Annotated in this window: 22 protein-coding genes; 10 read left to right on the forward strand and 12 right to left on the reverse strand. The window is 36.0% G+C overall.

All coding sequences use genetic code 11. The features are described from left to right. Positions 1 to 27: 27 nt before the first annotated feature. The 12 genes from HM983_RS02100 to HM983_RS02150 form a co-directional block, all read right to left on the reverse strand. Positions 28 to 855, reverse strand: coding sequence for a metallophosphoesterase family protein (locus HM983_RS02100; RefSeq protein ID WP_179343652.1), 828 nt, complete (start codon positions 853 to 855; stop codon positions 28 to 30). Continuing rightward, positions 840 to 2,174: an SLC5/6 family protein gene (locus tag HM983_RS02105; RefSeq protein ID WP_179343654.1), complete on the reverse strand. Its 1,335-nt coding sequence runs from the start codon at positions 2,172 to 2,174 to the stop codon at positions 840 to 842. Before HM983_RS02105 ends, HM983_RS02100 begins: the two co-directional genes overlap by 16 nt. Positions 2,175 to 2,262: 88 nt before the next feature. Continuing rightward, positions 2,263 to 3,708, reverse strand: a complete 1,446-nt coding sequence (locus HM983_RS02110; RefSeq protein WP_179343656.1) for a SusD/RagB family nutrient-binding outer membrane lipoprotein — start codon at positions 3,706 to 3,708, stop codon at positions 2,263 to 2,265. Between the two features lie 83 nt (positions 3,709 to 3,791). After that, on the reverse strand, positions 3,792 to 6,986 hold the full coding sequence (locus HM983_RS02115; RefSeq protein WP_179343658.1) for a SusC/RagA family TonB-linked outer membrane protein: 3,195 nt from the start codon (positions 6,984 to 6,986) through the stop codon (positions 3,792 to 3,794). A gap of 99 nt (positions 6,987 to 7,085) precedes the next feature. Continuing rightward, complete coding sequence (locus HM983_RS02120) at positions 7,086 to 7,769, reverse strand: TIGR04282 family arsenosugar biosynthesis glycosyltransferase (protein ID WP_179343661.1); 684 nt, start codon at positions 7,767 to 7,769, stop codon at positions 7,086 to 7,088. A 3-nt stretch (positions 7,770 to 7,772) separates the two neighbouring features. Continuing rightward, positions 7,773 to 8,834, reverse strand: coding sequence for an arsenosugar biosynthesis radical SAM (seleno)protein ArsS (gene arsS, locus HM983_RS02125; RefSeq protein ID WP_179343663.1), 1,062 nt, complete (start codon positions 8,832 to 8,834; stop codon positions 7,773 to 7,775). Positions 8,835 to 8,911: 77 nt separating this feature from the next. Beyond that, complete coding sequence (locus HM983_RS02130) at positions 8,912 to 9,247, reverse strand: arsenosugar biosynthesis-associated peroxidase-like protein (protein WP_179343665.1); 336 nt, start codon at positions 9,245 to 9,247, stop codon at positions 8,912 to 8,914. A 75-nt stretch (positions 9,248 to 9,322) separates the two neighbouring features. Next, positions 9,323 to 10,570: an NAD(P)/FAD-dependent oxidoreductase gene (locus HM983_RS02135; RefSeq protein WP_179343666.1), complete on the reverse strand. Its 1,248-nt coding sequence runs from the start codon at positions 10,568 to 10,570 to the stop codon at positions 9,323 to 9,325. Positions 10,571 to 10,636: 66 nt separating this feature from the next. Beyond that, a complete protein-coding gene (locus HM983_RS15925) occupies positions 10,637 to 10,762 on the reverse strand; it encodes a hypothetical protein (RefSeq protein ID WP_262886477.1) in 126 nt (41 codons plus the stop codon). Between the two features lie 137 nt (positions 10,763 to 10,899). Further along, complete coding sequence (locus tag HM983_RS02140) at positions 10,900 to 11,373, reverse strand: nucleoside deaminase (RefSeq protein WP_179343668.1); 474 nt, start codon at positions 11,371 to 11,373, stop codon at positions 10,900 to 10,902. 14 nt (positions 11,374 to 11,387) lie between these two features. Next, positions 11,388 to 13,673: a translocation and assembly module lipoprotein TamL gene (gene tamL, locus HM983_RS02145; protein WP_179343670.1), complete on the reverse strand. Its 2,286-nt coding sequence runs from the start codon at positions 13,671 to 13,673 to the stop codon at positions 11,388 to 11,390. 3 nt (positions 13,674 to 13,676) lie between these two features. Further along, positions 13,677 to 18,794 (reverse strand): translocation/assembly module TamB domain-containing protein, encoded by a 5,118-nt coding sequence (locus HM983_RS02150; RefSeq protein ID WP_179343672.1) that lies wholly within the window; start codon positions 18,792 to 18,794, stop codon positions 13,677 to 13,679. A gap of 165 nt (positions 18,795 to 18,959) precedes the next feature. Between HM983_RS02150 and HM983_RS02155 the strand changes: the two genes are divergently transcribed. The 10 genes from HM983_RS02155 to moaA all read left to right on the forward strand — a co-directional run bounded on the left by HM983_RS02155 (position 18,960) and on the right by moaA (position 26,870). Next, on the forward strand, positions 18,960 to 19,598 hold the full coding sequence (locus HM983_RS02155) for a fasciclin domain-containing protein (protein ID WP_246277439.1): 639 nt from the start codon (positions 18,960 to 18,962) through the stop codon (positions 19,596 to 19,598). Positions 19,599 to 19,718: 120 nt separating this feature from the next. Beyond that, positions 19,719 to 20,735: an XdhC family protein gene (locus tag HM983_RS02160; protein WP_179343674.1), complete on the forward strand. Its 1,017-nt coding sequence runs from the start codon at positions 19,719 to 19,721 to the stop codon at positions 20,733 to 20,735. 26 nt (positions 20,736 to 20,761) lie between these two features. Further along, positions 20,762 to 21,337, forward strand: a complete 576-nt coding sequence (locus HM983_RS02165) for a nucleotidyltransferase family protein (RefSeq protein ID WP_179343676.1) — start codon at positions 20,762 to 20,764, stop codon at positions 21,335 to 21,337. Next, the gene (locus HM983_RS02170; RefSeq protein ID WP_179343677.1) at positions 21,334 to 22,506 is read left to right on the forward strand and encodes a molybdopterin molybdotransferase MoeA; all 1,173 of its coding nucleotides are present in this window, start codon (positions 21,334 to 21,336) and stop codon (positions 22,504 to 22,506) included. The genes HM983_RS02165 and HM983_RS02170 overlap by 4 nt, the downstream gene beginning before the upstream one ends. Further along, positions 22,506 to 23,252 carry a sulfite exporter TauE/SafE family protein gene (locus tag HM983_RS02175; protein ID WP_179343679.1) on the forward strand — a complete coding sequence of 249 codons (747 nt, stop codon included), beginning with the start codon at positions 22,506 to 22,508 and terminating at the stop codon, positions 23,250 to 23,252. Before HM983_RS02170 ends, HM983_RS02175 begins: the two co-directional genes overlap by 1 nt. Before the next feature lie 7 nt (positions 23,253 to 23,259). After that, the gene (locus HM983_RS02180; RefSeq protein WP_179343681.1) at positions 23,260 to 23,493 is read left to right on the forward strand and encodes a MoaD/ThiS family protein; all 234 of its coding nucleotides are present in this window, start codon (positions 23,260 to 23,262) and stop codon (positions 23,491 to 23,493) included. Between the two features lie 3 nt (positions 23,494 to 23,496). After that, positions 23,497 to 24,558, forward strand: a complete 1,062-nt coding sequence (locus HM983_RS02185) for a HesA/MoeB/ThiF family protein (RefSeq protein WP_179343683.1) — start codon at positions 23,497 to 23,499, stop codon at positions 24,556 to 24,558. Then, entirely contained in the window at positions 24,524 to 24,961 is a 438-nt protein-coding gene (locus HM983_RS02190; protein ID WP_179343685.1) for a molybdenum cofactor biosynthesis protein MoaE, read from the forward strand. The genes HM983_RS02185 and HM983_RS02190 overlap by 35 nt, the downstream gene beginning before the upstream one ends. Then, positions 24,961 to 25,866 carry a bifunctional molybdenum cofactor biosynthesis protein MoaC/MoaB gene (gene moaCB, locus HM983_RS02195; protein WP_179343687.1) on the forward strand — a complete coding sequence of 302 codons (906 nt, stop codon included), beginning with the start codon at positions 24,961 to 24,963 and terminating at the stop codon, positions 25,864 to 25,866. Before HM983_RS02190 ends, moaCB begins: the two co-directional genes overlap by 1 nt. Next, positions 25,866 to 26,870 carry a GTP 3',8-cyclase MoaA gene (gene moaA / locus HM983_RS02200; protein WP_179343689.1) on the forward strand — a complete coding sequence of 335 codons (1,005 nt, stop codon included), beginning with the start codon at positions 25,866 to 25,868 and terminating at the stop codon, positions 26,868 to 26,870. The genes moaCB and moaA overlap by 1 nt, the downstream gene beginning before the upstream one ends. Positions 26,871 to 26,904 lie beyond the last annotated feature (34 nt).

Below are 26,904 nucleotides of genomic sequence, written 5' to 3' on the forward strand. Positions count from 1 at the left end.
AGTTTAGTACAAAAATTAAGGTGTTCCTTACACCACAATCGGTTTTCCTTTGAGTTGGCGTTCGGTTTTTGGTAAAATTTCCATGTTGTCCCAAATTCCGGTTAATATAGTTTCTGCATAAGATTTTGGCAATAATCCGTTTTGCATCATTTGATTCGTTAATATATGATTGTATTGTAACTTACGAAAATTAACCGAAAAGGGTTCAGTTGTATTATCTAAAATAACATACCAAACATTTGTTTGGCCGTCATTGGCAGGCATACCAATGACACCAGCATTTATCCATAATTTACCATCTTCACGATGCTGAAAGGGTAGTCCGCTGTGACCGGCAATTATAACATCACTTTGGGTTGTTTCAAAATTTGATAGCTTGGTTTTCCAGGATGTTGATTTAAAAATGAAGTCTGAAACATTAAAATATGAACCATGAATAACAGTAACTTTTTTATCATTTATTTTAAATTGAATGTGATCGGGAAGTGTTTTTAGAAAATCAATAGAATCTTTTGAAACTTTACTTTTAGCGAATGGATACCATTGCTGCGAAAAATTATCACATCGAGAACCTTCCGTAAAGTCACAGCCACAATCATCTTCATCGTTTTTTAGTTGAATTTCGACATTGCCAAGTATACTTTGTGCGCCCCATTTTTTGAACGTTTGAATGGTTTCTTCGGGTTGCGCACAATAGCCAACAATATCGCCAGTACAGATGCAATTTTCTGGTGAAATACCTTCGGATTTTGCAACTGAAATTAATGCTTCGAGAGCTTGCAGGTTGCTGTAAACTCCACCAAAGAGCAATACTTTACCTGATATGTCTCCTATGTTGATTACCTTTTTATCCATTTCGGGATGAAATATAAAATATTACACGTTAATATACCCCAAACATTTACCCAAAATAAACTTGCATATTTACCTTTTGTAAAAATCAAAACTTCAGGAAAGATGTCAAAAATTAATACAAATCCAAATATCAATCCTGCAATCACGCTCAGATAAAAACTGACTTTTGGTACATTACTATTCCAAAATAAAAAAACTGGTGTTAAACCGATGACCATAGTACCTGATATGGTAGTTGCAGATAATATTTCGGCATTTAAAAAAACGGGTAATGTCCCTAATACTGCGATCGCAGCCATAGATAATCTCCCAAAACTTAATGATTTTGAAAAGCCAAGATCCACAGAAATTAATTTTGAAAATGATGAAAATGTTGAATCCAGAGTTGATGCTGCTGAAGTAATCATTATAAAATTAATCACCAATAAAATGACCACACCAAAAGCCTTACCGACTTCAACTGCAGCTTGCCCTTGCATTCCCTGGTTCTGTGCATAGACACCAATGATACTAAAAAGGATAATACAGAATGCTCCTAATACGCTGGCTAACAAAAAACTTTTCCTAGTGACTTTTGGTGAACTGATAAAAGCCCTGTCGGTTAAAACCGGATCATGAAATGGATAGCTGAATGATTGTATGATGGCTGCGAAAAAGAGATTCAGGCCTAATTCAAAAGTCCATGTGCCTGAGGTTGTGACATCTTTTATTGTAAAATCTTCAACCGAAAATATATTCCAAAGAATCACAATTAGTAATACGGAAAACAGCACCATCTGAATGACATCTGTAAATATTGAACTGCTCAATCCACCTTTAATAGCGTAGGCTAAAGTCAAAATTGTAAATACGATGATTGCCCAATAATAGTTTGAAGAACCTATATCTCCGAAATAACTGCCAATCACTATAGTATTACTCCACACCTCATTAAATAAACGAATAGAGATTAAAGTTGAAAACAAAGCCATAGCTCCTCTTCCAAATTTACTAGTCAAAAATTCATGGATACTTTTAAAGCCTCCAACAATTCGCATTTTATAAATAATCAATCCGGCAACTGCAAAAGATAGATAATATCCAGCATAAGCAACACCGCCAACAATTCCAAAATCTAGTCCGAGATTTGCTGCATTAGTAATACTTTTAGCGAATATCCACGAAATAATAAGGCTACCCATAAGCACAAATGTGTTTGGTGCTTTCCTTTTGTGAACTGCCTTAAAAAACGCGTCTGTTGTTTTAGCAAATGGAGAGAGTAGGAACAAGATTAAACTCGAACCTATAATTAAAAGCCATTGCCAGTTAATTACTTCCATAAATTAATTTCTGTCACATCGAGCGAAGTCGAGATGCTTTTTTGTTTTTTGTATAGGGTCTCGACTATGCTCGACCTGATAGTTTTTCTTAATCTTCATCCCACCAAACAGATACATTAATACTGTTTCCATCAGTAGCGCCTGCCGCCACGGCATAGTTCTCAGCATTTAAAGCTTCTTCCTCAGCAGGATAGGGCATTCTTACAGGAATTAAATCATTATTTAAACTAGCTGAAATTGTTCTTAATTCTGGGAAACCAGTCCTTCTAAATTCTATCCAACCTTCGTACCCGTTAATGATATTTGCAATCCATTTTTGGGTGATTATTTGTTCAATTGGAGTTGTGTTGGTTGCATTGTAAGCTGCTGGTCCAGATAGATAATTAGAAGGTAATTCCGTATTCCAGTATTCAAAAGCTAATGCGACTCCAGTCTCGTAGAGTTCTTGAGCATCTGCTGTAATGATATTTTTTGCTGCAGCTTCTGCCAATGCAAAATGCACCTCCCAAGCCGTGATAAAGTTGGCATCCAACGTTGAGGTATCCTCTCTAAATGCTGTTCCCGCCAGAGAATAATTTGCCAAGGCAATAGAGGTTTGCGAAGCGTCGATACCATTCAATAAGCCGTTAAATTCATTTGAATTTGAATTTGAAAATGGTCTAAAAAATGTTGAAATTCGGGTGTCGTTTAATTCAACTAAAATATCTTCCATGGTTTCGGATAATACGAAGTTGTTAAAATCACCAATGCGCAGTTGCGCTAATCGAAAACTATTTGGATCTGAATTGGTAAAGTTGAAAATGGCATTCTGACTGTTATTCATCATATAATTACCTTCATCAAAAATGGCTTGTAATTCTGTTGCGACATCAACTTTCTCTGAAATTCTCAATAGATGTTTAATTTTTAATGAATTTGCAAAACGAATCCAAGCCTCTAAATCCCCATTAAAAAGGATATCACCTTCGAGCGGAATTACATCTGAATATGCTCCAATTGCTGCGATACCTTTGTCCAAGTTGTCTAATATCCCATTTTCTGCCATATAGATATCCTCTTGTAAATCATATGCTGGTGTTACTGTGCCTTCTACACCATTAAACGCTTCAAAATAAGGAACATCGCCAAATAAGTCAGTTAATCCTGCAGCCATATGAGCTTTTAAAATTAAAGCTGGACCTTCGTAAACGGCAAAAGTTTCAACCGTTTGGGATTGTTTTAAAATAATTTCATTATCCCTTAAGTTAGTGTAAAATACAGGCCAAGGATTTCCGCCTAACTGTGGTGATTTTAAGGCGTGTCTGTCAAATAAGTTAAAATCTAAAGCAGTTCTGTGCTGCGACAGTAAGTCGCCAGCCACAAAACCTTCGTAGCTCATATTCTCGCCAAAATCATATATAACCTGACGTAATAACAGGCTTGGCTGAACCGAACTTGGTGCATTTGGATTGGTGTTGATGTCCTCAAAATCTTGAGTGCAGCTTGTTAGAGTTATCAAACTTAATATTGAAAGTATATATATTGTTTTTTTCATTTTATTACTTTTTTTGCAAGGTTTCTAAAACCTCCTATCTGTTATTTTAGACCTGCTAGGTTTAAAAAACCTGCGAGGTCCTTTTAAAAGTTAAAACCGGCTTTAAATCCAATACTTCGTGTTGTCGCATAACTCATGTCTTCAACACCGCTTACAAAACCATTGCCTTGGACCGCCAATTGTTCAGGATCAAAATGCGGATTTTCTGTGATAGCGAAAAGGTTGTTTCCTATTATAGAAAGATTCAAATCAGCACCTTCCTTCAATCCTAAAAATCCATCTTTTAAATTGAATGTATAACCGATAGAAAACTGTCTTAACTTTAAGAATGAAGCGTCATAAACATTGTTTTCCTCATGATTTCTGTCGTAAAACTGTCGGTAATAGCTTTCCGCAGTAACAGCAACTGTGTTCGGTTGCCCTGTGTTAACATTAACACCTTGGGCAACAATCCCATCTTCTGGGCGATTTGCGGTTTCCGCTAACTGTCCGCCAACATTCCCCAAAGCTCTTGTTCTTGATACGACTTCTCCACCTTGTCTCCAATCGAATAAAAAACTTGCGTTCCAATTTTTATAGTTGAAATTATTGCTCCAGCCCAAAGTGAAATCTGGATTGTAATTGCCCAGTTTTTGAAGATTATTGTCAGCAATAAACCGTCCATTGTCATCAATTAAAAACTGGCCGTTTTCATTACGCTGATATCCTGTACCATAAATATCACCGATGCGACCACCTTCTTCAACTTGAAACCAAACGGTTTGGTTAGCACTATCGTAAATTCGGCTGTAAGCCAAGGTTAATCTACCATCCGATTGTGGTAAATTTCTAATTACTGAGCGGTTAGTGGCAAAATTGAACGTGGTATTCCAATTAAAATCATCTGTTTGAATTGGTGTGATTCCCAAAACCACTTCAACACCTTGCGTATTCACTTCTCCGCCATTAACTACTTGCTGCTCATAACCTGATGAAATGGCTACGGGAAGAGAAATTATTTGATCTTCTGTAGTATTATTATAATAAGTGAAATCTAATCGGAGTTTGTCTCTAAAAAATCTTAGGTCTGTACCAAACTCAAAAGAGGTTGTACTTTCAGGTTTTAAATTAGAATTTGGAATAAAATCCTGATTGCTAAATGTAGGCTGCCCATTAAATGGCGTTTGCGATACAAAAGCACCAGAAGTCTGATAAGCACCAGTATCATTACCTACTTGTGCAACACTGGCTCGAAGTTTTGCAAAAGAAAATACATCTGGCAATTCGGTAACGTTAGATAAAATAAAACTAGAAGATACAGATGGGTAGAAGAACGACGTTCCGTCAACAGAAAATGGCGTAGCTAAAGCGCTTGACCAATCGTTACGACCTGTTATATCCACAAACAAAAAGTCTTTGTAGCCTAATTTGGCAATGCCATAAAATGAGTTGATACGTTTTTGGCTTTCAAACTGAAACACTTCAATTGGTGAAGCTGCATTATTTAGATTATATATACCTGGCTGAGCTAAGTTAACAGTTTGAGATTGTTTGGTCGATGCGTTTTGGTCCAATCTGTTTCCACCTAAAAACAAGTCTACGGAGAAATCACCAAACTGATTTTTATAATTGATTAAAAAATCGGTATTCACCTCCCTAAACGTTACATCATGTTCCGCATAAGCACCATTTCTAAAACGGTTGCTGCTATATGCACGTCGCAATTGACGTGTTTCTGTACTAAAATCCATTCCTGTTCTTAACGAAATACTTAGATGCTCTGTAAGTTGTTGTCTTAATGAAACATTACCAAAAATTCGATCTCTTACAAACGAATTGGTGTTTTCATTTAAAATAAAATATGGATTGTCAAAAAATGTATAGTTGAATGAATACTGTTGTGTGCCTTCCAAACCAGGTTGCCAATAACGTTTTAGATTGTCGATGTTAAGGGAACGTGGTCCCCAAGCCACCAAAGAATAATTCACATTTTCACTTCCGTAACCGTTAGATGGTCTATTGTCGCTACTTGAATTGATATAGCTAATCGACGTGTTGATTTCTGTTTTGTCAGTAGGTTTAAAATTAAGTTTTGCAAAGATGGTTTGTCGGTCTAAATTCACACCTGGTATAATCGCTTCACTTCTCAAATCTGTAAATGATAATCTATAATTTCCAGAGTCAAAACCATCTGAAATTGAAATATTGTTTATGGTAGTTATTCCAGTTTCATAAAAGTTCTTCAAATTATCAGGGTTGGAAACGAACGGTGTTGCAGTAATAGATAAGCCATCATAAAGCGACGTGTCGCCACCACGAACAATGCTACCATCTGCCAATCGCACCGGACTATCAAACTGCGGAATCAACAAACCAGCATCAAGTCTAGGTCCCCAAGAATAAGTAATGTTGTCGTTAATACCACCACCGAGACCATCAACAAATTCAAATTGACCTGAATTTCCTTGTCCATATTTATTTTGAAAATCAGGCAATTTAAATGCTGTATCCACAAATAAGGACGTGTTAAAACTTATACCTAAACCTCTTGCATTACGTCCATCTTTAGTTTCAATAACAATTACACCATTAGAAGCTCGTGTGCCATATAATGCCGCAGCACTGGGTCCTTTTAATACTGTGACGGAGGCAACATCGTCAGGATTCACTTCCATAGCACCGTTTCCAAAGTCTATTTCCTGAAATCCTGCTGCCGCTTCATTGGTAAAATTAAATACCGTTTCGTTATTAATTGGTACACCGTCAACTACAAAAAGCGGATTATTATTAGAAAATGAAGCCTCACCTCGAATGGTGATTTTCGAAGATGAACCTACACCAGTGGCACCTTGTGAAATAGTAACTCCAGCTAATTTTCCTTGTAAATTATCTAAAAAATTAACAGTTTTTACTTCGGTTAAACTTTTAGATTTAATCGCCTGTACTGCATAGCCCAATTCTTTAGTGTCACGTTCCAATCCTAAGGCGGTAATTACCACTTCGTCTAATGCAGATGCATCTTCTTCGAGGCTCACATTGATCACGGTTTTGTCACCAACGCTTATTGTTTTGGATTTATAGCCTAAAAATGAGAATGTAAGGGTTTCGTTGATATAAAATGTACTTATCGAAAACCGACCATTTTCATCGGTGGTTGTTCCTTTGTTAGTGCTCGTGGTAATATTTACGAATGGTAAAGGAGTGTCATCAACTGCGCTTGTCACAGTTCCTGTAATTGTTGTTTGCGCATGGCCAAATAGTGAAAAACATAGCAGCATGCCTATGTAAAGGTACTTCATAAAATTCCCGTTAGTACGGATTAGTTTAGTTAGTCAGTAGAAAAAAATGAGGTGAAGCCTCAATTGAATTTTTGGATGTACTTATCCAAAATAGATCTTTTAAATATGAAGTGATATAGGTGAACCTTTGTTGAAATAAAGATTGGGGTAAATAAGCTTAAATGAAAAAAGAATGCTTTCAAATATAAAATTTGAAACATTCTTAATTTTTAAAAGAATAGATTTTATACGATTTGAAAGTTGCTCAAAATGTTGAAATATTAAATCAACATCCGAAGCTTCATCTAAATCTGAAAGTGTTTCAAGATGACAAACCGAAGCGCCAATATGGTTAATTTGATGTTGAAAACTGTTCTGAAGTGTTCGCTTTTCCCAAGCTAATTCTAAAAATGATAATTTCTGAAAGTGAGATTTTTTGAAACCCATTAAATAATAACCACCATCGGTTGATGGGCCTAAAACAAAATCAGTTTGATTAAATTGGGTTACAGCTTTAAGAATATGTTTTGTTGTAAGATGAGGTGTGTCATTTCCAACAGAAATCACCTGATCAAATCCTTTTTTGAAAATACTCTTAATAGCATTATGAAATCGCTTGCCAAAGTTATTTCCAACTTGTTCTTCTTCTGAAAAATGGAAGTAGGGCAAACCTGTTTTTGAAACTGTTTTTAAAGTTTCTGTATTAAGTATTTCAAAAACCTCCGAAGATTGAATTCCTTTTGAGTTCAATTCCTTTTTGGCAGAATTTGCGAATATTAATATGGCGGTTTTTTTGTTTTTCATTGGTTAGGCAACGCTCCCTTGACAACTGCTTCCGGCACCAGCCGTGCATCCATAACAGTGTTGTGAAATAACGATATTTCGTCCTTCTAATAATTCTTCATTAAATTCAGAAATGTGTTTTGCTTTACTGTTTACGGGTAATTCTAGCATTTGGTTAAAATCACAATCAAACAAATAACCGTCCCAGCTAATGGAAAGAGTGTTGGTACACATTACATTTTTAACAGCTGCAGGATTATAGGCTTCAACGAGTTGATACATATAATCTTCGTAATTCTCGGAGGCAATTAAAAAATCCAAAAATCGGGCAATTGGTAAGTTTGTAATTGCAAACAGATTGTGAAATTGAATTCCAAAATCTTCCATCAATGCTTTTTTGAAATCCTTTTCCATAGCAGCTTGGTCACCAGGTAAAAATGCACCTGATGGATTGTAAACCAAATCTAGACGCAAATCGCTATCTGGCATTCCGTAGCCCCTATCGTTCAATTCCTGTAAAGCTTTAATTGATTTGTCAAAAACACCGTCACCCCTTTGTTTGTCCGTTTTACCACGTGTCCAATGTGGCATTGAACTTACAACGTGTACGTTGTGTTTTTTAAAAAAATCTGGTAAATCGTAATATTTTTTGTTGGCACGAATGATGGTTAGATTAGAGCGTACAATGAAATCTTTAATTCCAACTTTTGCAGCTTCTTCTACAAACCATCTAAAATCTGGGTTCATTTCTGGTGCGCCACCAGTTAAGTCGAGCGTATGTGCACCAGAATTTTTAATAACCTCTAAACATTGGCGCATGGTGTCACGTGTCATAATTTCCTTTCTGTCCGGACCAGCATCCACATGGCAATGGTCGCAAACTTGATTGCACATGTAACCTACATTAATTTGAAGAATTTCTAATTTTTTGGCTTTGAGTGGAAATTGATTTGTTTCAGAAATTTTATTCTTAAAAGTCGGCAATTCACCATTCTGAAAAATACCGTTTGAAAGAATTTCTAATTGTTTGTTGCTTTGTGCTAAATCGCTTCCTTGTTTTTTAAGTGATTTTGTTGCTGTTGCCATTAATGTTTTAGGGTTTTATATGCTTACGAAGTTTTGTGCGTATCGGTTTTTTCTTGCAGAGAAATTAGAAATTACCTTTATCCATCTAACTTATTAACTTTATTCATCATTTGTACGCCATGTACTAAAGTTGCACCGCTTTTAATTGCGGCACCGACGTGTATAGCTTCCATCATTTCCTCTTTTGTTACGCCTCGCTGCAGGCCATCTTTGGTATATGCATCAATGCAATACGGACATTGTTCTGTATGTGCTACTGCTAATGCTATTAATGATTTTTCGCGAGCTGTTAATGCACCTTCCTCAAATACTTTACCGTAATAGTCGAAGAATTTGTTGCCAAGTTCTTCACTCCATTCTGTGATTTTACCGAATTTTCTTAGATCTGATGCGTCGTAATAATTTTTTGACATAATATTAAAATAGGGTTTTAAACGAGATAAATTGGTCGAAGATAAACTTTAAAGATTACAGAAATGAGAGAAAAGTTAGAATTTTCTATCTGGATGAAATGGATTTAATTTTAGTGAAGTTGCTTTTTTAGATATAATTTCAGAAACTAGTTTACCTGTTGCAGTTCCCATACTCCAGCCCATCATGGCATGGCCAGTTGCAATGGTAAGATTGTCGCATTTTCGAGATTTTCCTATATATGGCATACCGTCTGGTGAAACAGGTCTTAGTCCACAAGCAACATCTTTTATTGATTTTTTTGGTAATTGGAGCGCAGGATAATAATTTTTTACGGCTTTTAATATGGCCTGTACACGTACAGGATTAATATTATGATTGATACCAGCAATTTCCATTGTGCCTGCAAACCTTGTGAATTTATGCATTGGCGTTACTGCTGTCTTAGCTTCGGCCAAGATTGCAGGAATCGTTATGTTGGTCTCTTTTGCCGTATCGATTTTGTAGCCTTTTCCAGCTTGTAGCAGTAAGTTGAGATTTAATTTTTTACTTAAAATAGAACTCCAAGATCCAGCAGAAAGTACCACTTCACCTGCAGGCAAGGTTTGCTCGCTGGTTTTTAAAGCTGTTATCTTATTTTTACTTAAAACAACATCTTCAACCTTTTCTTCTAAATAAAAGACCACACCTGCTTCTCTCAAATAATTTTTAAGTGCAGACATGAATTCAGGAGGAGTAGAGTGGTGATCGCATTTAAAATAAGCTGCTCCAATGGCATTTATTTCAACATTAGGTTCTATTTTTTTGATGTCGCTGGCAGTAATTTCTTTAGCTTCTAATCCTAAACTAACTGCTAATTCTACCATTTTTAACTCTTCATCTAATAGTTTTTGCGTCTGACAAAGCATAAGAAGACCTTTTTTCTCGTAATGTGAGTCAAAATTTTCTGTAACATGAATGTCTTGATATAATTGTTGACTAAGTAAAGTGATATCTCTTATAATTGGAGCGGATCTGTTAACATGATCACTATTGCAGGATTTATTAAAGGCCCATATCCATTTTAAAAATTCGGTGTCTAATCGCGGTTTTATATAGAATGGGCTAGAATTGTTTAACATCCATTTGATCCCTTTTTTCATGACGCCAGGTGCAGACAATGGAATGATGTGACTTGGTGATAAATAACCAGCATTTACATAAGAAGCACCACTAGTTAGGTCAGTTTGATCAATGATAGTGACTTGATGCCCTTCTTTTTGAAGATAATAGGCTGAGCACAAGCCAATAATCCCTCCACCGATAACTATAACATTTTTATTCATATTAAATGACTAAAATCTAAAAGTATAAAGATGATTCACTTTGTTTATTGGGACGGATTTGTACGATTAAATTTTGCCCAATGCTTTAATAACCTTAACAATGCCTATATCATGGTCCAAAGTTACCTCGTCTATTACACTCTTTATAAATGTAATACCAATATAGCTTTCGTGCGTGAAATTTTGTATCACTTATATTTTATTTTTTGAAGAAATAGTGCAATCGGGCAAATACACCCATACTGAAACCACTTTTAAGTCAGGTTAAAAATGTTTCAAACTTTAATCCATTAATAAGTTAATTTGATCAATGTGTGGAAAAATAGTGATCAATATTCAGTTTTATCCTCTTTTTCGCTCCATTTTTCAAAAGGTTCCATGGCAATGTCGTGTGCTAATTGTATAAACGGAATACGTCTGTCGCTATAAGGTAGTGGGATTTCGTCATAAATAAATTGATCGTCAAATCCAATGGCAGCTGCATCGACTTGGGTACTACCAAAATAAACTTTATCGACACGCGCCCAATAAATCGCTCCCAAGCACATTGGACAAGGTTCGCAAGATGTATATAATTCGCACCCATCTAGCTGAAAGCTGTTGAGATTCTTACAGGCATCCCTAATGGCCATCACTTCTCCATGAGCTGTGGGGTCATTGGTTGAGGTAACTCTGTTATTGCCACGACCAACAATTTTTCCGTCTTTAACAATGACGCAGCCAAAAGGGCCTCCTTCATTGTTGCCCATACCTTTTAATGCTGCGTTTACAGCTTCTTTCATGTACTTTTCTTGGTCTGTCATAATTAAAATTTTAGTTAGAAGGAATATCCTATAGCAAAATTAAGAACAGGTTCATCAAATTGAAAATCAAAACGTTGGCCTTCTGGTAAGGATGGGTCGTGGAAAGGTGCTGCCAGATCAAATCTGATAACAAAACCTTGCACATCAATCCTTAATCCGATACCTGCTCCCATTCCTAATTCGTTAATAAAGTTTGAGGTGAATTTATCCTCACCATTGAACGCGGGATTGGCTTTTGAATTCCAAACATTTCCCGCATCGGCAAAAACCGCTCCTTTAAAAAATCCTACAATGGGAAAACGATACTCTACGTTACCTTCCAATCTTATGTTTCCGGTCTGGTCAAAAAATGTACCATCGCTATCTGGGTCATCATCTTCGCTATAAGTTCCAGGTCCTAAAGAACGAATTCTAAAGGCTCTCACACTATAAGGTCCACCAGAAAAATATTGCTTTATAAACGGCAGCACATCGGAGTTTCCGTAAGCTAAACCATAACCTGCAAACAAACGCGTGGCCAAGGTTTGTTGTCTGCCTTTTCCAAAGTTAAGATGGAATCTAAAATCAATATCAGCTTTGGCGTATTGTGCATATTCAAGTCCTAGAAAAGTTCTTGGTTCTCCATCGGCTTCGTCTTTGCCAAATAAACTAATGGAGTTACCTGCCACGTCCAATGTTGTGTTTAGAAAAAATTGATTTGGGTCACTTGGATCTACCATTCCGTTGTAAGTAAAGGACATGGTTAATCCTGAAATAAATTGCTGGTCAAAACTGCGTCTTAAAAAAGGATTCTCATCTAAAATATCCTCAAATTCAGGCGTGGTATTTGATAACCTGGTATAATTTACAGAAATAGGATTGACTTCGTAAGTTATGTATCGGTTGGCATTCCAACTATAACCAAATAGAGCGTTTCCAGATAATAATTCATATAACTTACTTCGGCTCAAATAACTAAACCCCAAACTGGTTTTGGTTTTAGGCACAGAATATTCAAAAAAGTTTTCATCGATATTAAATGGAGAAATGACTCGTGGAAAAATCAACTCACCTTTGAGACCTAATTCCAAACTACTTAATCCAGCATTATCACCATTGGCAATTTGGGTCTCGTAACCCACATTTGCCGTTAGGTTAAAAGTTTCTCCACCTTTAAACAAATTACGGTTACTAAAGGTCAATGCTAAATTTGGCCCTGCAAAATTGTTGGATTTTGTGACGGCTTGTAATTCTGCTTTTATAGCTCTTTTGGTCAGTGGCGATAAATAGATATTTGCCTCAAGGGCACCAAGACTATCGGTTAATGCAGAATCAATTTCTTTATATTGAATATTAACAAATTTATAAGCACCAATAGTAGATAATCTCCTGGCTGTATTTTTTGAAGTGTTAGGATTGTAAAGTTGTCCTTCTTCTAATGTTATAAACGGATTGAGTCTGTTTGGTTTAAAAAACAATGTATCTTGATAATAATTTTTGTTATCCAATCTTTCTGAAACTGAAAGGGTAGAATCTTCTAAATGATAATTAGGATAAACATTCACTCTTAATAACTCATAAGGCACTGTGGCGCGTTGTGGCACGTCCTTTTTCATAGTTAAAAATAAATCGAAACGTTTATTGGCATATTGATTGGTATCGGCTTCAAAAATCAGGAAATCGGCGTTAAAGTTGTAATATCCTTTGTTTTTTAAATTGGCATCAATACGCTGGCGTTCTAACTTCATATTATTGAGGTTAAAGCGCATATCTTTTATTAGTTTTGTTTGGGATACCGCTTCTTTTATAGGCGTAGCGATTGGTTCTGTTAGAGAATCTGTCCTGTAGTTCTCCATCCTGTAGGGTGATGGGACTCTAAGATTATAATTTACGGAGGCTTCATTTTCTTTCTCATCAAAACTCGATGATGCCCTACTGTAAAAAAAGCCATTGTTTTCTAATCTATTGATGAGTACATCCTCAACTTCAAAAGTTTCCACATCTGATTGGTAAACCGGTTTTTCCCCAATTTGTTTATAAAACCATCGGTTTATAAAACCAGGATTCTCTTTTTGCGTTTTATAATAGAAGTAAAGACCTGGTCGCATTCCCAAAAATTTTGTGTTGGGTTCTGGTCTTAAAACAGTTTGAAGCTCTGCTTTCAGTTTGTTTTCATTTTTTATGGTAGTGTCACTTTCTATCTCGATAGTCGCTCCAGTGTACAGACGTTCTTCATCTGGAATATATTTAGCAATACTACAAGAATATACACAGCCAACAAATAATGTGATTGAAGCAATATGTTTAAATGATAATTTCAATTTTTAGTTTTTCTTTTTCTCAATACTCTCATCAACTTCCTCTTGTTTTTCTTTTAATTTTTTCTCTGCAGCTTCTTTTTCAGCCTCACGCTTTTCGCTTTGAGAACGTAATATCGCATCCCAGAGTTCACTAAATTTATTAAATTCCTGGGTAAAAATAAGTGCAATTCCGCTGACTACAGTCTGGCCGTCAATCACATTCTCAAATTCGTTTCTTCTAAAGCCTTTGAGTCGGTATCTACCGTCTTCAGTCAATGTGTATTCTAAACTCACATTACCAATTAATGGTGTAGCTTCACCTGTGGAGCTACTTCCTTGTATATCTACTTCACTACCTACGCGTACAGTTAACCTATCATTAAAAAGCTTTTTTTGCGCTGCAATATCCAGTTGAGTTCGGTCTTGTGCGGCTTCTCCTTGATAGTCCGTGTAACTATCCAGACCAAAATCGAATTCTACACCAGTTCTTCCAAAGATTTTGTCAGAGAATGTGTTGAGTTGGTCTGCAACAGCATCATTAAGATTGTCTTGCGCAATAGAGGCAAAACCACCCGCACTACCATCACTGCCTGGATCTGGATAAAAACGATTAAGTACTAATAGTGAAAATACCTGCCTGTTCAGTTCACTTTCTTGGTTATTAACTTGTTGCACTCTGCCATAAACCTGCCCACCAACCGAGCCTTGTTCGTCTTCTGGCATATCAAGCTGAAATGAGATTTCAGGCTGTAATAATTCACCTTCAATATTGAGATAAACGAAAAACGGCAAGACTTGACGGTATTTGTTTCGTACGGATGGATCTGCACCTGCTGTTTCTGCTGCCATTAAAGATGAGGCAGACGTTTCTAATTTGTAAATAGCACGAACATCCAACTTGGCATCAAATGGGTCTCCAGACCAAGTAACTCTACTGCCAGGTGCTAGTTCAAATCGACGATTTACCAAGTTATAGAGGTTGAGTTCGTAGTGCCCATCTGAAATTTCATAAACACCAGAAAGTGTCAACCTCCCGTTAGGTTTCATGGTAAAATTGAATTCCCCCTCACCTTTTACTTTAAAATTATCTCCAGTTTCTTCATCGATAATGATAGTAACAGATGCATCTTTCCCGGCTTTTAAAAGTGCCTTAATGTCAAAACCTTTAATAGTTGCAGTTTGCTCCTCGGTTTGTGTGAGAATAGCATCGGGATTTTCACGATTAACAAAGACCACTATACCATCACGCTCTTCTACATTAACTACAGCTGAAGGCATCACGTATACGACATCTGTTTCCGATCCTAGGGTTAAACTTGCGTCGACTTTTGGGATTTGTAAGTCTCCTGTAAGTTTTGCATCGGCATTAAAAGTAGCTTTTCCATAAAAATCCTCGTTGTCTTCTACTGTGGCATCCAAAACCTGAAAGTTGGTTGCTTTTAGATTGAGATCAAACGTTGGATTTAAAAAATTATCCGTGCCCACATCGCCAGAGACAATCATTTTGTTATTGTTCTCATCTAATATGGTGAAATTGGACATTGATAAACCTTCATTTTGAACATTTAAAGTTTCGTTGACCAAAGTGAAAGGTGTGTTGAGTCTTGCTATATTGAATTTGGCATCAATAAAATTCAAGCTTCCTTGATATTGAGGGTCTGTTGTACTGCCTGTTACCGTAAAGTTACCTGTGAAATTTCCGCTACCATTTTTTACTTCGCCTAAAGACAAAGTATTTAAAGCTTCCATCTGAAATTTATTGATCCTCAGTTCCAGATCTAGTTCTGCATCGTTGCTCCGAGCCATGTAATCGCCAACAAGATCGAGATCTACCAGGCCCTTTTTCAGCCCGATGTTAAAAGCATAATTGTTGCCTCCTAGAGAATTGCCATTTAAGCTAAGTGTACCCAAATCTGTATTTAAAATTTTGAGTTGGTCTATACTTAAGTCTGCCAAAATACCTGTTTCTCTAAAGGGTTCTTCTAGGATAAAGTCGCCATTGAGATTTCCTACGGCTATTTTAGATTCTGGGTTGAGATAGTTAAAAACTTCATTGATCTTAAAGTTTTTAAAATCAAGTGCCACATGATCCCGATTTACACTGGGTAATTTATCAGTGATTTCAATAGATTGATTGTCTTTTGAAATTATAAACTCATTGAAAGTCACTTTATTTTCGGTCAGTACCATTTCGTTGGTCTCTGGAATCACCCATTTACTCTTGTTGAGCACTAAACTATCTGGATTTACTTTAAGTACCAGACGTTCACGGCTGCCTGTGATTCTTGTGTTCACATTCATCAGGCGTTCTCCATCGTGGTAGCCCAGAAAGTTGAGCGATAATTCATTATTGTATTGGTTTCCAGTAATCATAGTTTTTGGTATGTCCAAAGGGCCTGCCGTAATATTTTTAAATCCAAGGTTAAAGTTGAAATTCTCTTTGTCCGTATTCATTGAAAAGGCTAAGCTATCCAACTCGTTACCACTGTAATTAATGTGCGGTGCTGTGATGTTGGCCTTTAGCTTTCTGGCTTTTTCATTGAAATCTACCGAGATGTCAATAGTATCTAGATCTTTAACATTTACTAAAAACACATCGTTGAGCAAAGGAGACTGGCTAATTTTTCCTTCTAGAATTAAATTTACAGGATTGGTTATGGAATCTGGCACTTTTTCATCTCTATAAAAATAGCTGAAGATGTGTCTTTGAATGGCTTTACTAAACGTTTGTGGATCTGCATTAGATTGAAGCAAGAGATCTACCATCTTATTGCTCACCGAGATTGAAGAGGTGTCTTTTTTAACGTTGGCCAAAGCTTCTAAAGAACCCAACAAGTAAGTTTTGTTGTCGTAAATAACTACTCCATCTTCAACGATAGCAGCAGCAGTATAACTTTCTGTATTGCCTTTAAAATCGGCATAAATAGTCATACCGGTTTTTACGTTGCGTTGCATGAAACCTAGCGCTTGTAAATCTGCACCAATCACATCTAATTCTGCCGTAACTTCAGGTGCAACAGAATCTAGAACCACTAAAGCATCAAGTTTTATATTAAGATTATCGTCTTTGTAATTGGATACCACTTTGCCTGTTCCACCATCAATATTCCCTTGTATGTTTATGTCTTTGATGGCATAATCATTTAGCTGAAAACTCGAAATTTTGGCATCGAGGGTTGCATCTAGGTTATTGATGTCAGTGCCTTTTCCTTTTGCATCAACTGTTAAACTCAGTGTGCCAAACTGTGGGTTGTTTAAGAGCTCATTTACTTGGTAATCATTCACCGTAAGTTGGGTGTCAAAAGCAATTGTGTCTGTGTTTTTAAAGTTGCCATTAACAGTTACTATACCTTGCGAAGTGGTTAATTTTGCTTTTGCGTCAATATTCTGCAAGGAGCCTTTAAGGTCTCCCGTGAGTTTTACATCTTCAGGTAGATTAATACTCAAACTATCCTGCGGTATAAAAGGCATTAAATCTTTCCGTTTACTATCTACTGAAAAATCGGGAATATCAAATGCTAACAAATCCGGATTAGTTGGATTTTGAATTGTGCCGTTGGCAGAAATATGAGTCGAATTTCCCCAATTCACCTTCAAATTAGGAAAATTAATCGAAGCCAAAGTACCAGAAGCATTAATGTTTCCGGTAAATTGTTTTTTGCTCAGTGTCTGAAGGTATTCATTGTTTTTCAGTTCTGGTTGAAATTTAAATATTTCAGAAAGGGAAATTTTATAAGAGGGTAAATTTAGATTGACTTTAGTATTTTCAGGCTTTTCTAATAGTGAACTTAGTGAGTTGTAATTTAGTTCTACATAACCTGATAGCGAGTTGTTATTAAGCTGAAGTTGTAAATTATCCAGATTCATTTCAGTGTCCGAAGCTTTAAAATTCATTTGAAATGTCTTGAGATTCAACCCTGAAATTTCATTAAAAGTTAGAGTTTCTAACTGCAATGCAGCCAATTGGTCTTTTAGTTTTATATTATTTGCTTTTAAATTGAGTTGCTGTAATGCTATGGCGTTGGGATTAAACACATTTTGTTGCGGTTTGTTATTGGCTACACGATAAGTTATATCATTGTTTTTGAGATCAATCTCTGTAATGTTAACCTTAATTTGAGGCCATTCAAACAACTGTATATCTTTTTTGGCCTCGTCTTTTAGTTCTTCAGCTTTTTGAGTAATGCCGTTATCTTCAGTTTCTGTCCTGATTAAAATTTTGGAATTTTCAAGTCTAATTTCATTGAAATTGATGTCCGTATCCGATAAGTCAAATTTTGGTATTTCGGCATAAAAATCATCAATGTTTAAGTCCGCAATAATTTGATCGGGTAAAGATTGGTAATAAGCTATAACATTCTTTAATGTTAAAGACTCAGCAGAAAATTTAGGCAAAGGTACATTGGATGTCGTGGTATCAAAGGATACAGGGTTTTGAATAAATTTTATGTTAGCATCAGTCAATTCAAAATCGGCAGCATCAAAAATCATCTGCTCAATATTGGTGTTTTCCATTTCGGCCTTTAGTTGCCCTACTTTAAATCTGCTGTCTATTCCTGCGACTTTATCGTCAAAAACCACGTCGAAATTTTTTAGATTCAAATTTCCTATTATTACGTTTAAAGGTGCGGCTGTAGTATCTGTGGCAACTGTTGCGGTGTCTGCAGGTGTAAAAGCATCAATCAAAAACTGAAAATTATAACCAGAAATCGAATCGTTTCTAATAATATTGGCGCGTAGACCGTCCCAGTCCAAATCCTCAACACCGACTGCCTGGCCTTTAATCATAGCCCAAAGTGGAATGTTGGCTTCCAATGTATTTGAATAAACTAAAGTGTCGCCTTTTTTGTCCTCGAGATAAAGTCCGTCTAATTGTACATCGCCATCAAAAGTGATAAAGAGTTTTTCAATTTCAACTTTCGTGTTGGTTTTGTTTTCGACATAATTCACCACTCGATTAACGATTATGTTCTGTCCCCAAGGACTTCGAACAAATAGTACCACTAAAAAAAGAAAAATTAAAATACCTAAAAGCACGCGAAGTAGCCTTCGTAACCAGCGGTAGGGTTTTTTATCGGAAGTTTTGGATTCTATGTTTTCTTCAGTTTTCAAGTCGCAAATATAGTGCTGTAAATTTATCATATTTACTGCGATTACAACGGATTTTAACGGGTTTGATTATTTGACCTTTGGTATATGTAATAAGTTTTTGGCATGTGTTAAACTTATATTAAATAATCCAAAACAAAAATCCAAAATGCTGAGTTCACGTATATATAGTATAACCAATAATTAAATAAGATTATTATGAAATTAAGTATGAATAGAATAACTGGATTATTAACGTGTATGATGTTAGTGGTTCTTACCGCTTGTAATGATGGTAAAAAAGAAGAGCAAATGAAGATGGAGGCTGAAAAAATGGAAATGGAAGCCAAAGAGAAGGAAGAGATGGAGATGAAGAAAATGGAGGAGGAGAAGAAAGAAATGGCTATGAATAACAGTATTGCTGGAAAAGCTATGGCTAATGAAAATCTTTCAACATTAGTAGCGGCACTAAAAGCAGCGGATTTAGCAGAAATGCTTTCTGAGCCTGGTGACTATACGGTTTTTGCACCATCTAACAATGCTTTTGAGAAATTACCAGAAGGTACTGTAGATAATCTTTTGAAGCCAGAGAACAAGGAGCAATTACAGAATATTTTAAAATATCATGTGGTTTCTGGAAAAATGGACGCTGAATCCTTTGCAAAAACTATTCAAGATGCCAATGGAAAATATACTATGACAACAGTTGGTGGTGGCGAAATTACTGCAATGATGGATGGCGACCAATATATGCTAAAAGACGCTAGAGGTAATAAAACTCAGGTAGTTTTGGGAAATGTTGATGCATCCAACGGAATTGCATACATCCTAAATGATGTTTTGATGCCAAAGAAATAAATTATAGATAATTGTAATAGAAAGGCTCAACCTAGGTTGGGTCTTTTTTTTGTTTTATATTTTCGGTACATCGATTTTTCGCTTAACTTCATAACCTTATCAATTTTTTAGCAAGTAATCGTGACACACGAATTTAAAAACATCGTATTTCAAGCAAAAGTCAATCAACAAAACGGAATTAAAAACGTTTTGGCAACCGTTGTTTTTTTAGAGGGTTCGTCCTATAGAAAGCCAGGAGTACGAATGTTGATTAGCGAAGATGGGAAGATGGTAGGAGCCGTCAGTGGTGGCTGTGTTGAAAATGAAATAAAACGACGTGCACAGACCGTTTTTAAAAACGACAAGTCTAAAATCATGACCTATGATGGGCGCTATCGTTTAGGGTGCGAAGGAATTTTATATATTCTCATTGAAGCGTTTTTGGTTCACGATGATTTTTTTAAAGCATTTCAAAATGTATTAGAAAACCGTCAACAATTCATGATTCAATCTTATTTTAAAAAAGAAGATGAGGCCGTTGGAAATTTTGGAAGTGTCTTTCAACTTGAGAAAAAAACTGCATTCAAATTTTCTAATAATTTTAAAGTTGAAACCACGGAGAACAGTCAATTGTTTTCTCAGACTCTAAAACCGAGTCTTAAATTATTGATTATCGGTGGTGAACACGATGCGGTAAAGTTGTGTACTATGGCGAGTTTATTGGGTTGGGATGTCAATGTCATTACCTCGATAAAAGATCCTAAATTATTGTCTGATTTTCCTGGAGCAAAATCGGTCGAATCGCAAACACCAGAATTGGCAAATCTAAAAATTGATACTGAAACCGTTGTGGTGTTAATGAACCATAATTACGTCTTGGACTTAAAATACTTGCTCAAATTGGTTCCGTCGCAACCAAAATATATCGGAATTCTGGGTTCTACAAAACGTCGCGAACAATTACAAAACGACTTGTTTCATTATAAAGAAGACATTTCAGAAGCGTTTTTTGAAAGCATCTACAGTCCAGCTGGATTAAATATTGGAGCAATCACGCCAGAAGAAATCGCACTCTCCATTCTTTCTGAAATATTGAGTGTTTTAAGGGAAAAAGAACCAATTTCGCTTAGAGGTGTTTTGGGTAAAATGAATAAATAATAGCGTAAATTCAATTATAATTTTCAATGAAAATCGCTATCCTCATATTAGCAGCAGGAAAATCCTCTCGAATGGGACAGCCAAAACAATTGCTGGCAATTGACGGCACCAACTTGTTGGGAAAAACTATAGAACACGCGCTGGAATCCAAAGCAAATAAAGTAACAGTAGTTTTGGGTTATAAAGCTGATATAATTGAGAAAGAAATAAAAAATAAAACTGTAGAAATTATAATAAACCATGATTTTGAATCAGGTTTAAGTTCGAGTATAGTCGCAGGAATTAAAGCAATTAAGGATGTTGATGCAGTTTTAATCACATTAGCAGACCAGCCAAAAGTTGATAAGATTTATTTGAATAAAATGATTTCAAAATTTACAGAGCAATCTGAATTTGTGATAGCTTCAAATTACAATGGCTCTATAGGAGTACCAGCAATTTTTTCAAAAGCTTATTTCCAACAACTATTGATGTTGTCTGGAGACAAAGGGGCGAAGCAATTGTTGAATTCAAAAGAAATTAAAGTTAAAACGGTTGATGCTTCAGTAGATTTATTGGATATTGATACGCTCGAAGATTACAAAAATTTAGCCAACAAATGATTTCAGTATCCAAAGTTCTAAAACATCTCGAAGTACACTGCAAGCCTTTAGAGTCAGTAGAAAAATCGATTAATAAAGTGTTCGGTTTGGTGCTGGCTGAAGATATAAAGTCTCCAATAAATATGCCGCCTTTTAAACAATCTTCAATGGATGGTTACGCATTTATCCACTCGGAAAATACAACCTTTAAAATAATAGAAGAAGTTCAAGCTGGTAGTTCAAAAAACATAAAATTAAAGTCTGGTGAAGCGGTACGGATTTTTACTGGAGCACGTGTCCCGGATGATGCAGATACGGTGGTGATGCAAGAACACACAAATAGAAAAGACAATCAAATAACCATAAATACCTTACCAAGAATAGGAGTCAATGTCAGAGCATTGGGAGAACAAATTAAAGTGGGAGATATTGCACTCAAAAAAGGCATACAACTCAATGAGGCAGCCATTGGGTTTTTAGCCGGATTAGGAATTGCAAAAGTGAAAACCTACAAAAGACCAAAAATTCAAATTCTAATTACAGGAAATGAACTCAAGCAAATCGGCGAAAAACTGAAAGAGGGTGAGGTATACGACAGCAATTCCATTACTTTAAAACTAGCTTTAAGACGAATTGGCATAAAAAAAATAAAAGTCTCAAAAGTTAAAGACGATTTAAAATCAACCGTCAAAGCTATTGAAAAAAGTCTCAAAAAATCAGATGTTGTACTGATTTCCGGAGGGATTTCAGTGGGTGATTACGATTTTGTAAAAGAGGCATTAGAAAGGAACGAAGTAAAAGAAGTATTTTATAAGGTTAACCAGAAACCAGGAAAACCATTATGGTTTGGCCATAAAAAAGGCACAAAAGTCTTTGCGTTGCCAGGCAATCCGGCATCAAGTTTAAGTTGTTTTTATGTGTATGTGCTGCCATTATTAAAAGCGCAAATGGGATTTATGAATTATCAGAATGAAAAACTTACTGCAATAGCGAGTTCTGATATCAAAAATAATTTTGGTAAAACCTTATTTTTAAAAGGCACGGTAGAACATGATAAAGCTACTGTATTAACTGGCCAAGCCTCATCAATGCTAAAATCTTTTGCCGTTTCCAATGCACTATTGATAGTGCCAGAGGATGTGGACATCATTAAAAAAGGAGAACCAATTTCTTATATCAAGATTAGATAATGGACGTGCTACAAGCCGATATTTTAATTCCTTTTCTTGCTATTTTAGTAGTAGTTGCATTTTTATACGCAAGTGTTGGCCATGGAGGAGCAAGTGGTTATTTGGCATTAATGGCATTATTTTCATTTCCTGTTTTAGTTATGAAACCCACCGCATTGTTGCTCAACATCTTTGTCTCGGGAATCGCTTTTTGGTACTTCAATAAAAATCAACATTTTAAGTGGAAACTTTTTTATCCGTTTGCTATTACCTCGGTTCCCATGGCATTTTTGGGAGGCTATATTTCAATAAACACTACACTTTATAAGCAAATATTAGCTGTGTTTTTAGTGTTTGCTATTTTGAGAATGCTCAAAGTCTTTGGAAAACAGCCGATTCAAGTAAAGGAAAACCATCTTGTTTTGTCGTTAATAGTAGGAGCGGGTATTGGACTATTCTCAGGTATGATAGGTATTGGTGGTGGCATTATTCTCAGTCCGGTTATAGTTTTGTTGGCTTGGGGAACAATGAAACAGGCAGCAGCCGTGTCGGCATTATTTATTTTTGTAAATTCATTTGCGGGAATTATTGGGTTTTCGGTTAACAAAGGCAGCCTCCCAACAGAAGCTTGGTATTTTGTACCAATTGCCATAATTGGTGGTGCTTTGGGAGCCATGTATGGAAGTCAGAAATTTAATATGAAAACCTTAAAGTATGTATTGGCAGGCGTATTGACGATTGCTTGCATTAAATTATTTTTAGTTTAAGATAATAATGAAAATCAATTACTTCGGAGAAATAGCAGATATTACAAACAAAACATCGGAAGAGTTAAAACTAGCCAATCCATCGGTTTTTGAATTAATCAATCATCTCAAATCAAAATACGATTTAGTGGAAGAAGATATTCAAATCGCAATAAATCGCAACTTGATTTCAAAAGATAACAACCGACCAATAAACAAAACGGACGAAGTCGCTATTTTGTCAGCATTTGCAGGAGGTTAATTTATGACTAACGAAAAGTACATACGGCAAATTTCGCTACCCAATGTGGGCGAGTCTGGACAAGAAAAATTGTCTGAAGCTCGAGTACTAGTCGTTGGTTGTGGTGGATTAGGTCACGCAGTTTTACCCTATTTGGCATCGTCTGGGATCGGCACTGTTGGTATCATTGATGGAGATACGGTTTCAAAAAGTAACTTGCATCGTCAGGTTTTGTTTTCTGAAAATGATGTTGGAGAATCTAAAGTTGAAGTTGCTAAAAGTAAACTTGAACAACAGTTTCCAGAGGTGGAAACTTTAGTTTTAAATGAATTTCTTAACGGTGATAATGCGCTAGATTTATTCAAAAAATTCGATGTTATAATTGATGCGACCGATGCTATCGAAGTACGTTATTTAATCAATGATGCCTGCGTTTTAACAAAAAAACCTTTCGTTCATGCCTCCGTATATCGTTTTCAATTTCAAGTGGCAACCTTCAATTATAAAAGTAGCGGAACGTACCGATGCCTCTATCCTAACCCACCGAAAACAGTCCAAAATTGTGCCGAAGCTGGTGTGATGCCATCGACAGTCGCCATGGCTGGTTTGTATCAAGCCAACGAAGTTTTTAAACTTATTTTGAATATCGGTGATTTGATTCTCGACAAAATGCTTTTAATTGATGCACTCACCAATGAGCAACATCAATTTCAATATCAAAAAAAGGACATTTCATTTATCACTCAAGATTTTTTCAAAAAGATTTATATTGAAAAAAAGATAAAAACCATCTCGTACAACGAAGCCAAAAAGCTAGACGGTCTGTTTTTAGACGTGCGTGAAAAAGATGAATTACCAAAATTGGAATTAGAAAATTATATGCAGATTCCGCTTCAAGAATTAGAAAATAACTGCTCTCAAATTTCAAAAAATCCACCTGTTTTCATTTTTTGTCAAAGTGGAAAACGAAGTGCCAAAGCATTTCAACTATTAAAAGAAAAAGAATTTAAAAATGTGTATTGTCTCAGCGATAATGCTCCAGAAATAGAATATGAAGAAAAAGAAAACAGTCTTTATTCAGGGTGAAATTACCTCAGAATTTATAGCCAACTCAATTGCCAAACATCAAACCAAAACGGAGATTGGCGCGCACAATATTTTTCTGGGTCAAGTGCGAAAGGATACGGTTAAGGATGAAGTGGTGAGCGCTATAGAGTTTACCTGCTATCAAGATATGGCAGAGCAAAAACTTGATGAGATCAGAGAAGAAACATTTGACAAATACAACCTCACTTGTATGCACATTTACCACAGTTTGGGTAAAGTAAATGTCGGCGAAGTCTGTATTTTCGTTTTTGTTTCCGCTCCACACCGACCACAAGTTTATGAGGCAACGGAATATATAGTGAACCGTGTAAAATCTGAAGTGCCAATTTTTGGAAAAGAGCTGTTTGAGACAGGCGCATACCAATGGAAAAAGAATAAATAATGGTAGATATCACCAATAAATCTAACACTTTACGCGCGGCAACTGCCCAAGCGACCGTAAAAGTTAGTAAAAAAGCAACGATAGAGGCGATTAAAAATGATACCGTTCCCAAAGGCAATGTATTTGCAATGAGCAAAGCAGCCGGACTTTTGGGCGTGAAAAAAACGCCGGAATTGTTACCTGACTGCCATCCAATGCCCATTGAGTTCACGTCTGTGGATTACGAAATTTCGGGTCTAGAAATAAAGATCAACATTACCGTCAAGACCATTTATAAAACAGGCGTTGAGGTCGAAGCCATGCACGGAGCAAGCGTCGTTGCGCTCAATATGTATGATATGTTGAAGCCAATTGACAAAGGCATCGAAATCAATAATATAAAATTGTTAGAAAAAAAAGGTGGAAAATCTTCGTATCCAGTCAAGGATGTTTCAGGGTTAATAGCGGGAATAATTGTTTGTTCCGATACACTTTCAAAAGGTGAGGGAGAAGATAAATCTGGAAAAGTCATCAAACAGAAAATGACTGATTTTGGATTAAAAACAACTGAGGTTATTATCATTCAAGATGAGGTTGAAGCCATTCAAAATATTATTAAAAAACAAATTGAAACTTGTGATGTCATTGTTTTAACGGGAGGAACAGGTTTGTCACCTCGCGATGTGACACCAGAAGCCGTTTTGCCATTGTTGGATAAAAGAATTTCGGGAGCAGAGGAGACCATTAGAAGATTTGGGCAAAACCGAATGCCTTATGCGATGCTATCGAGAAGTGTAGTGGGTACGATTGGAAAGTGTGTCGTTTTAGCATTGCCAGGTTCAAGCAAAGGAGTTGCTGAAAGTCTCGATGCCGTATTTCCACATTTATTTCATAGCTTTAAAGTATTAAAAGGAGAACGCCATTAATGCAGAATACTTCGGACATATTAAAGGACAGTTTTGGTCGCCAGCATAACTATTTGCGTATTTCATTAACTGAAAAGTGCAATCTACGTTGCACCTATTGTATGCCTGAAAGCGGTGTTGCTCTGACACCAAAATCTCAATTGATGACCACAGAAGAAGTCATTGAAATTGCCGAATTATTCGTGAAAAATGGTGTGAATAAAATACGTTTGACTGGTGGAGAGCCGCTAATCAGAAAGGATTTTTCAACTGTTTTAGAAGCATTATCCAAAATGCCAGTTCAACTATCGTTGACCACAAACGCTATTTTAGTAGATAGACATATCGAAACGTTTAAGGCTTGTAGTCTGCAGTCAATCAACGTTAGCTTAGATACGCTGCATATTGAAAAATTTAATCATATCACGAAGCGAAATCAATTTGATAAAGCGTTTGATAATATTCAGTTGTTGTTAGATGAAGGTTTCAATGTGAAGCTGAATGTAGTATTGATGAAAGACTTTAATGATGACGAAATCATCGATTTCATCAACTTTACAAAAGATAAAAATATTACAGTCAGGTTTATAGAATTTATGCCGTTTGATGGCAACCGTTGGGATAAATCGAAACTGGTAAGTTTTGAAGAAGTCCTTCAAAAAGTAAATTCACATTTTTCTGAACATGAATTGGAAAGACTTCCGAATGAGGAAAATTTCACGGCGAGAAATTTCAGAATAAGCAATTATAAAGGGAGTTTCGGTATTATTTCATCTGTGACCAATCCGTTTTGTGATAGTTGTAATCGTATTCGATTAACAGCCAACGGAAAATTAAAAAACTGTCTGTTTTCCAATGGTGAAACCGATTTGTTAACAGTTTTTAGGGCAGGCGAATCCATTGAGCCCATAATTCAAAAAACAATCTTGAAAAAGAAAGCCGTTCGTGCTGGAATGGATACGCTCAAAGATTTTGAGAATTTAAAAAATCACGATAACAGAAGTATGATTACCATTGGTGGTTAAAACTATTGAGTGTTAATGTATTAACAAAATAGAA

The sequence above is a fragment of the Winogradskyella ursingii genome, from assembly GCF_013403975.1.
Classification (GTDB): domain Bacteria; phylum Bacteroidota; class Bacteroidia; order Flavobacteriales; family Flavobacteriaceae; genus Winogradskyella; species Winogradskyella ursingii.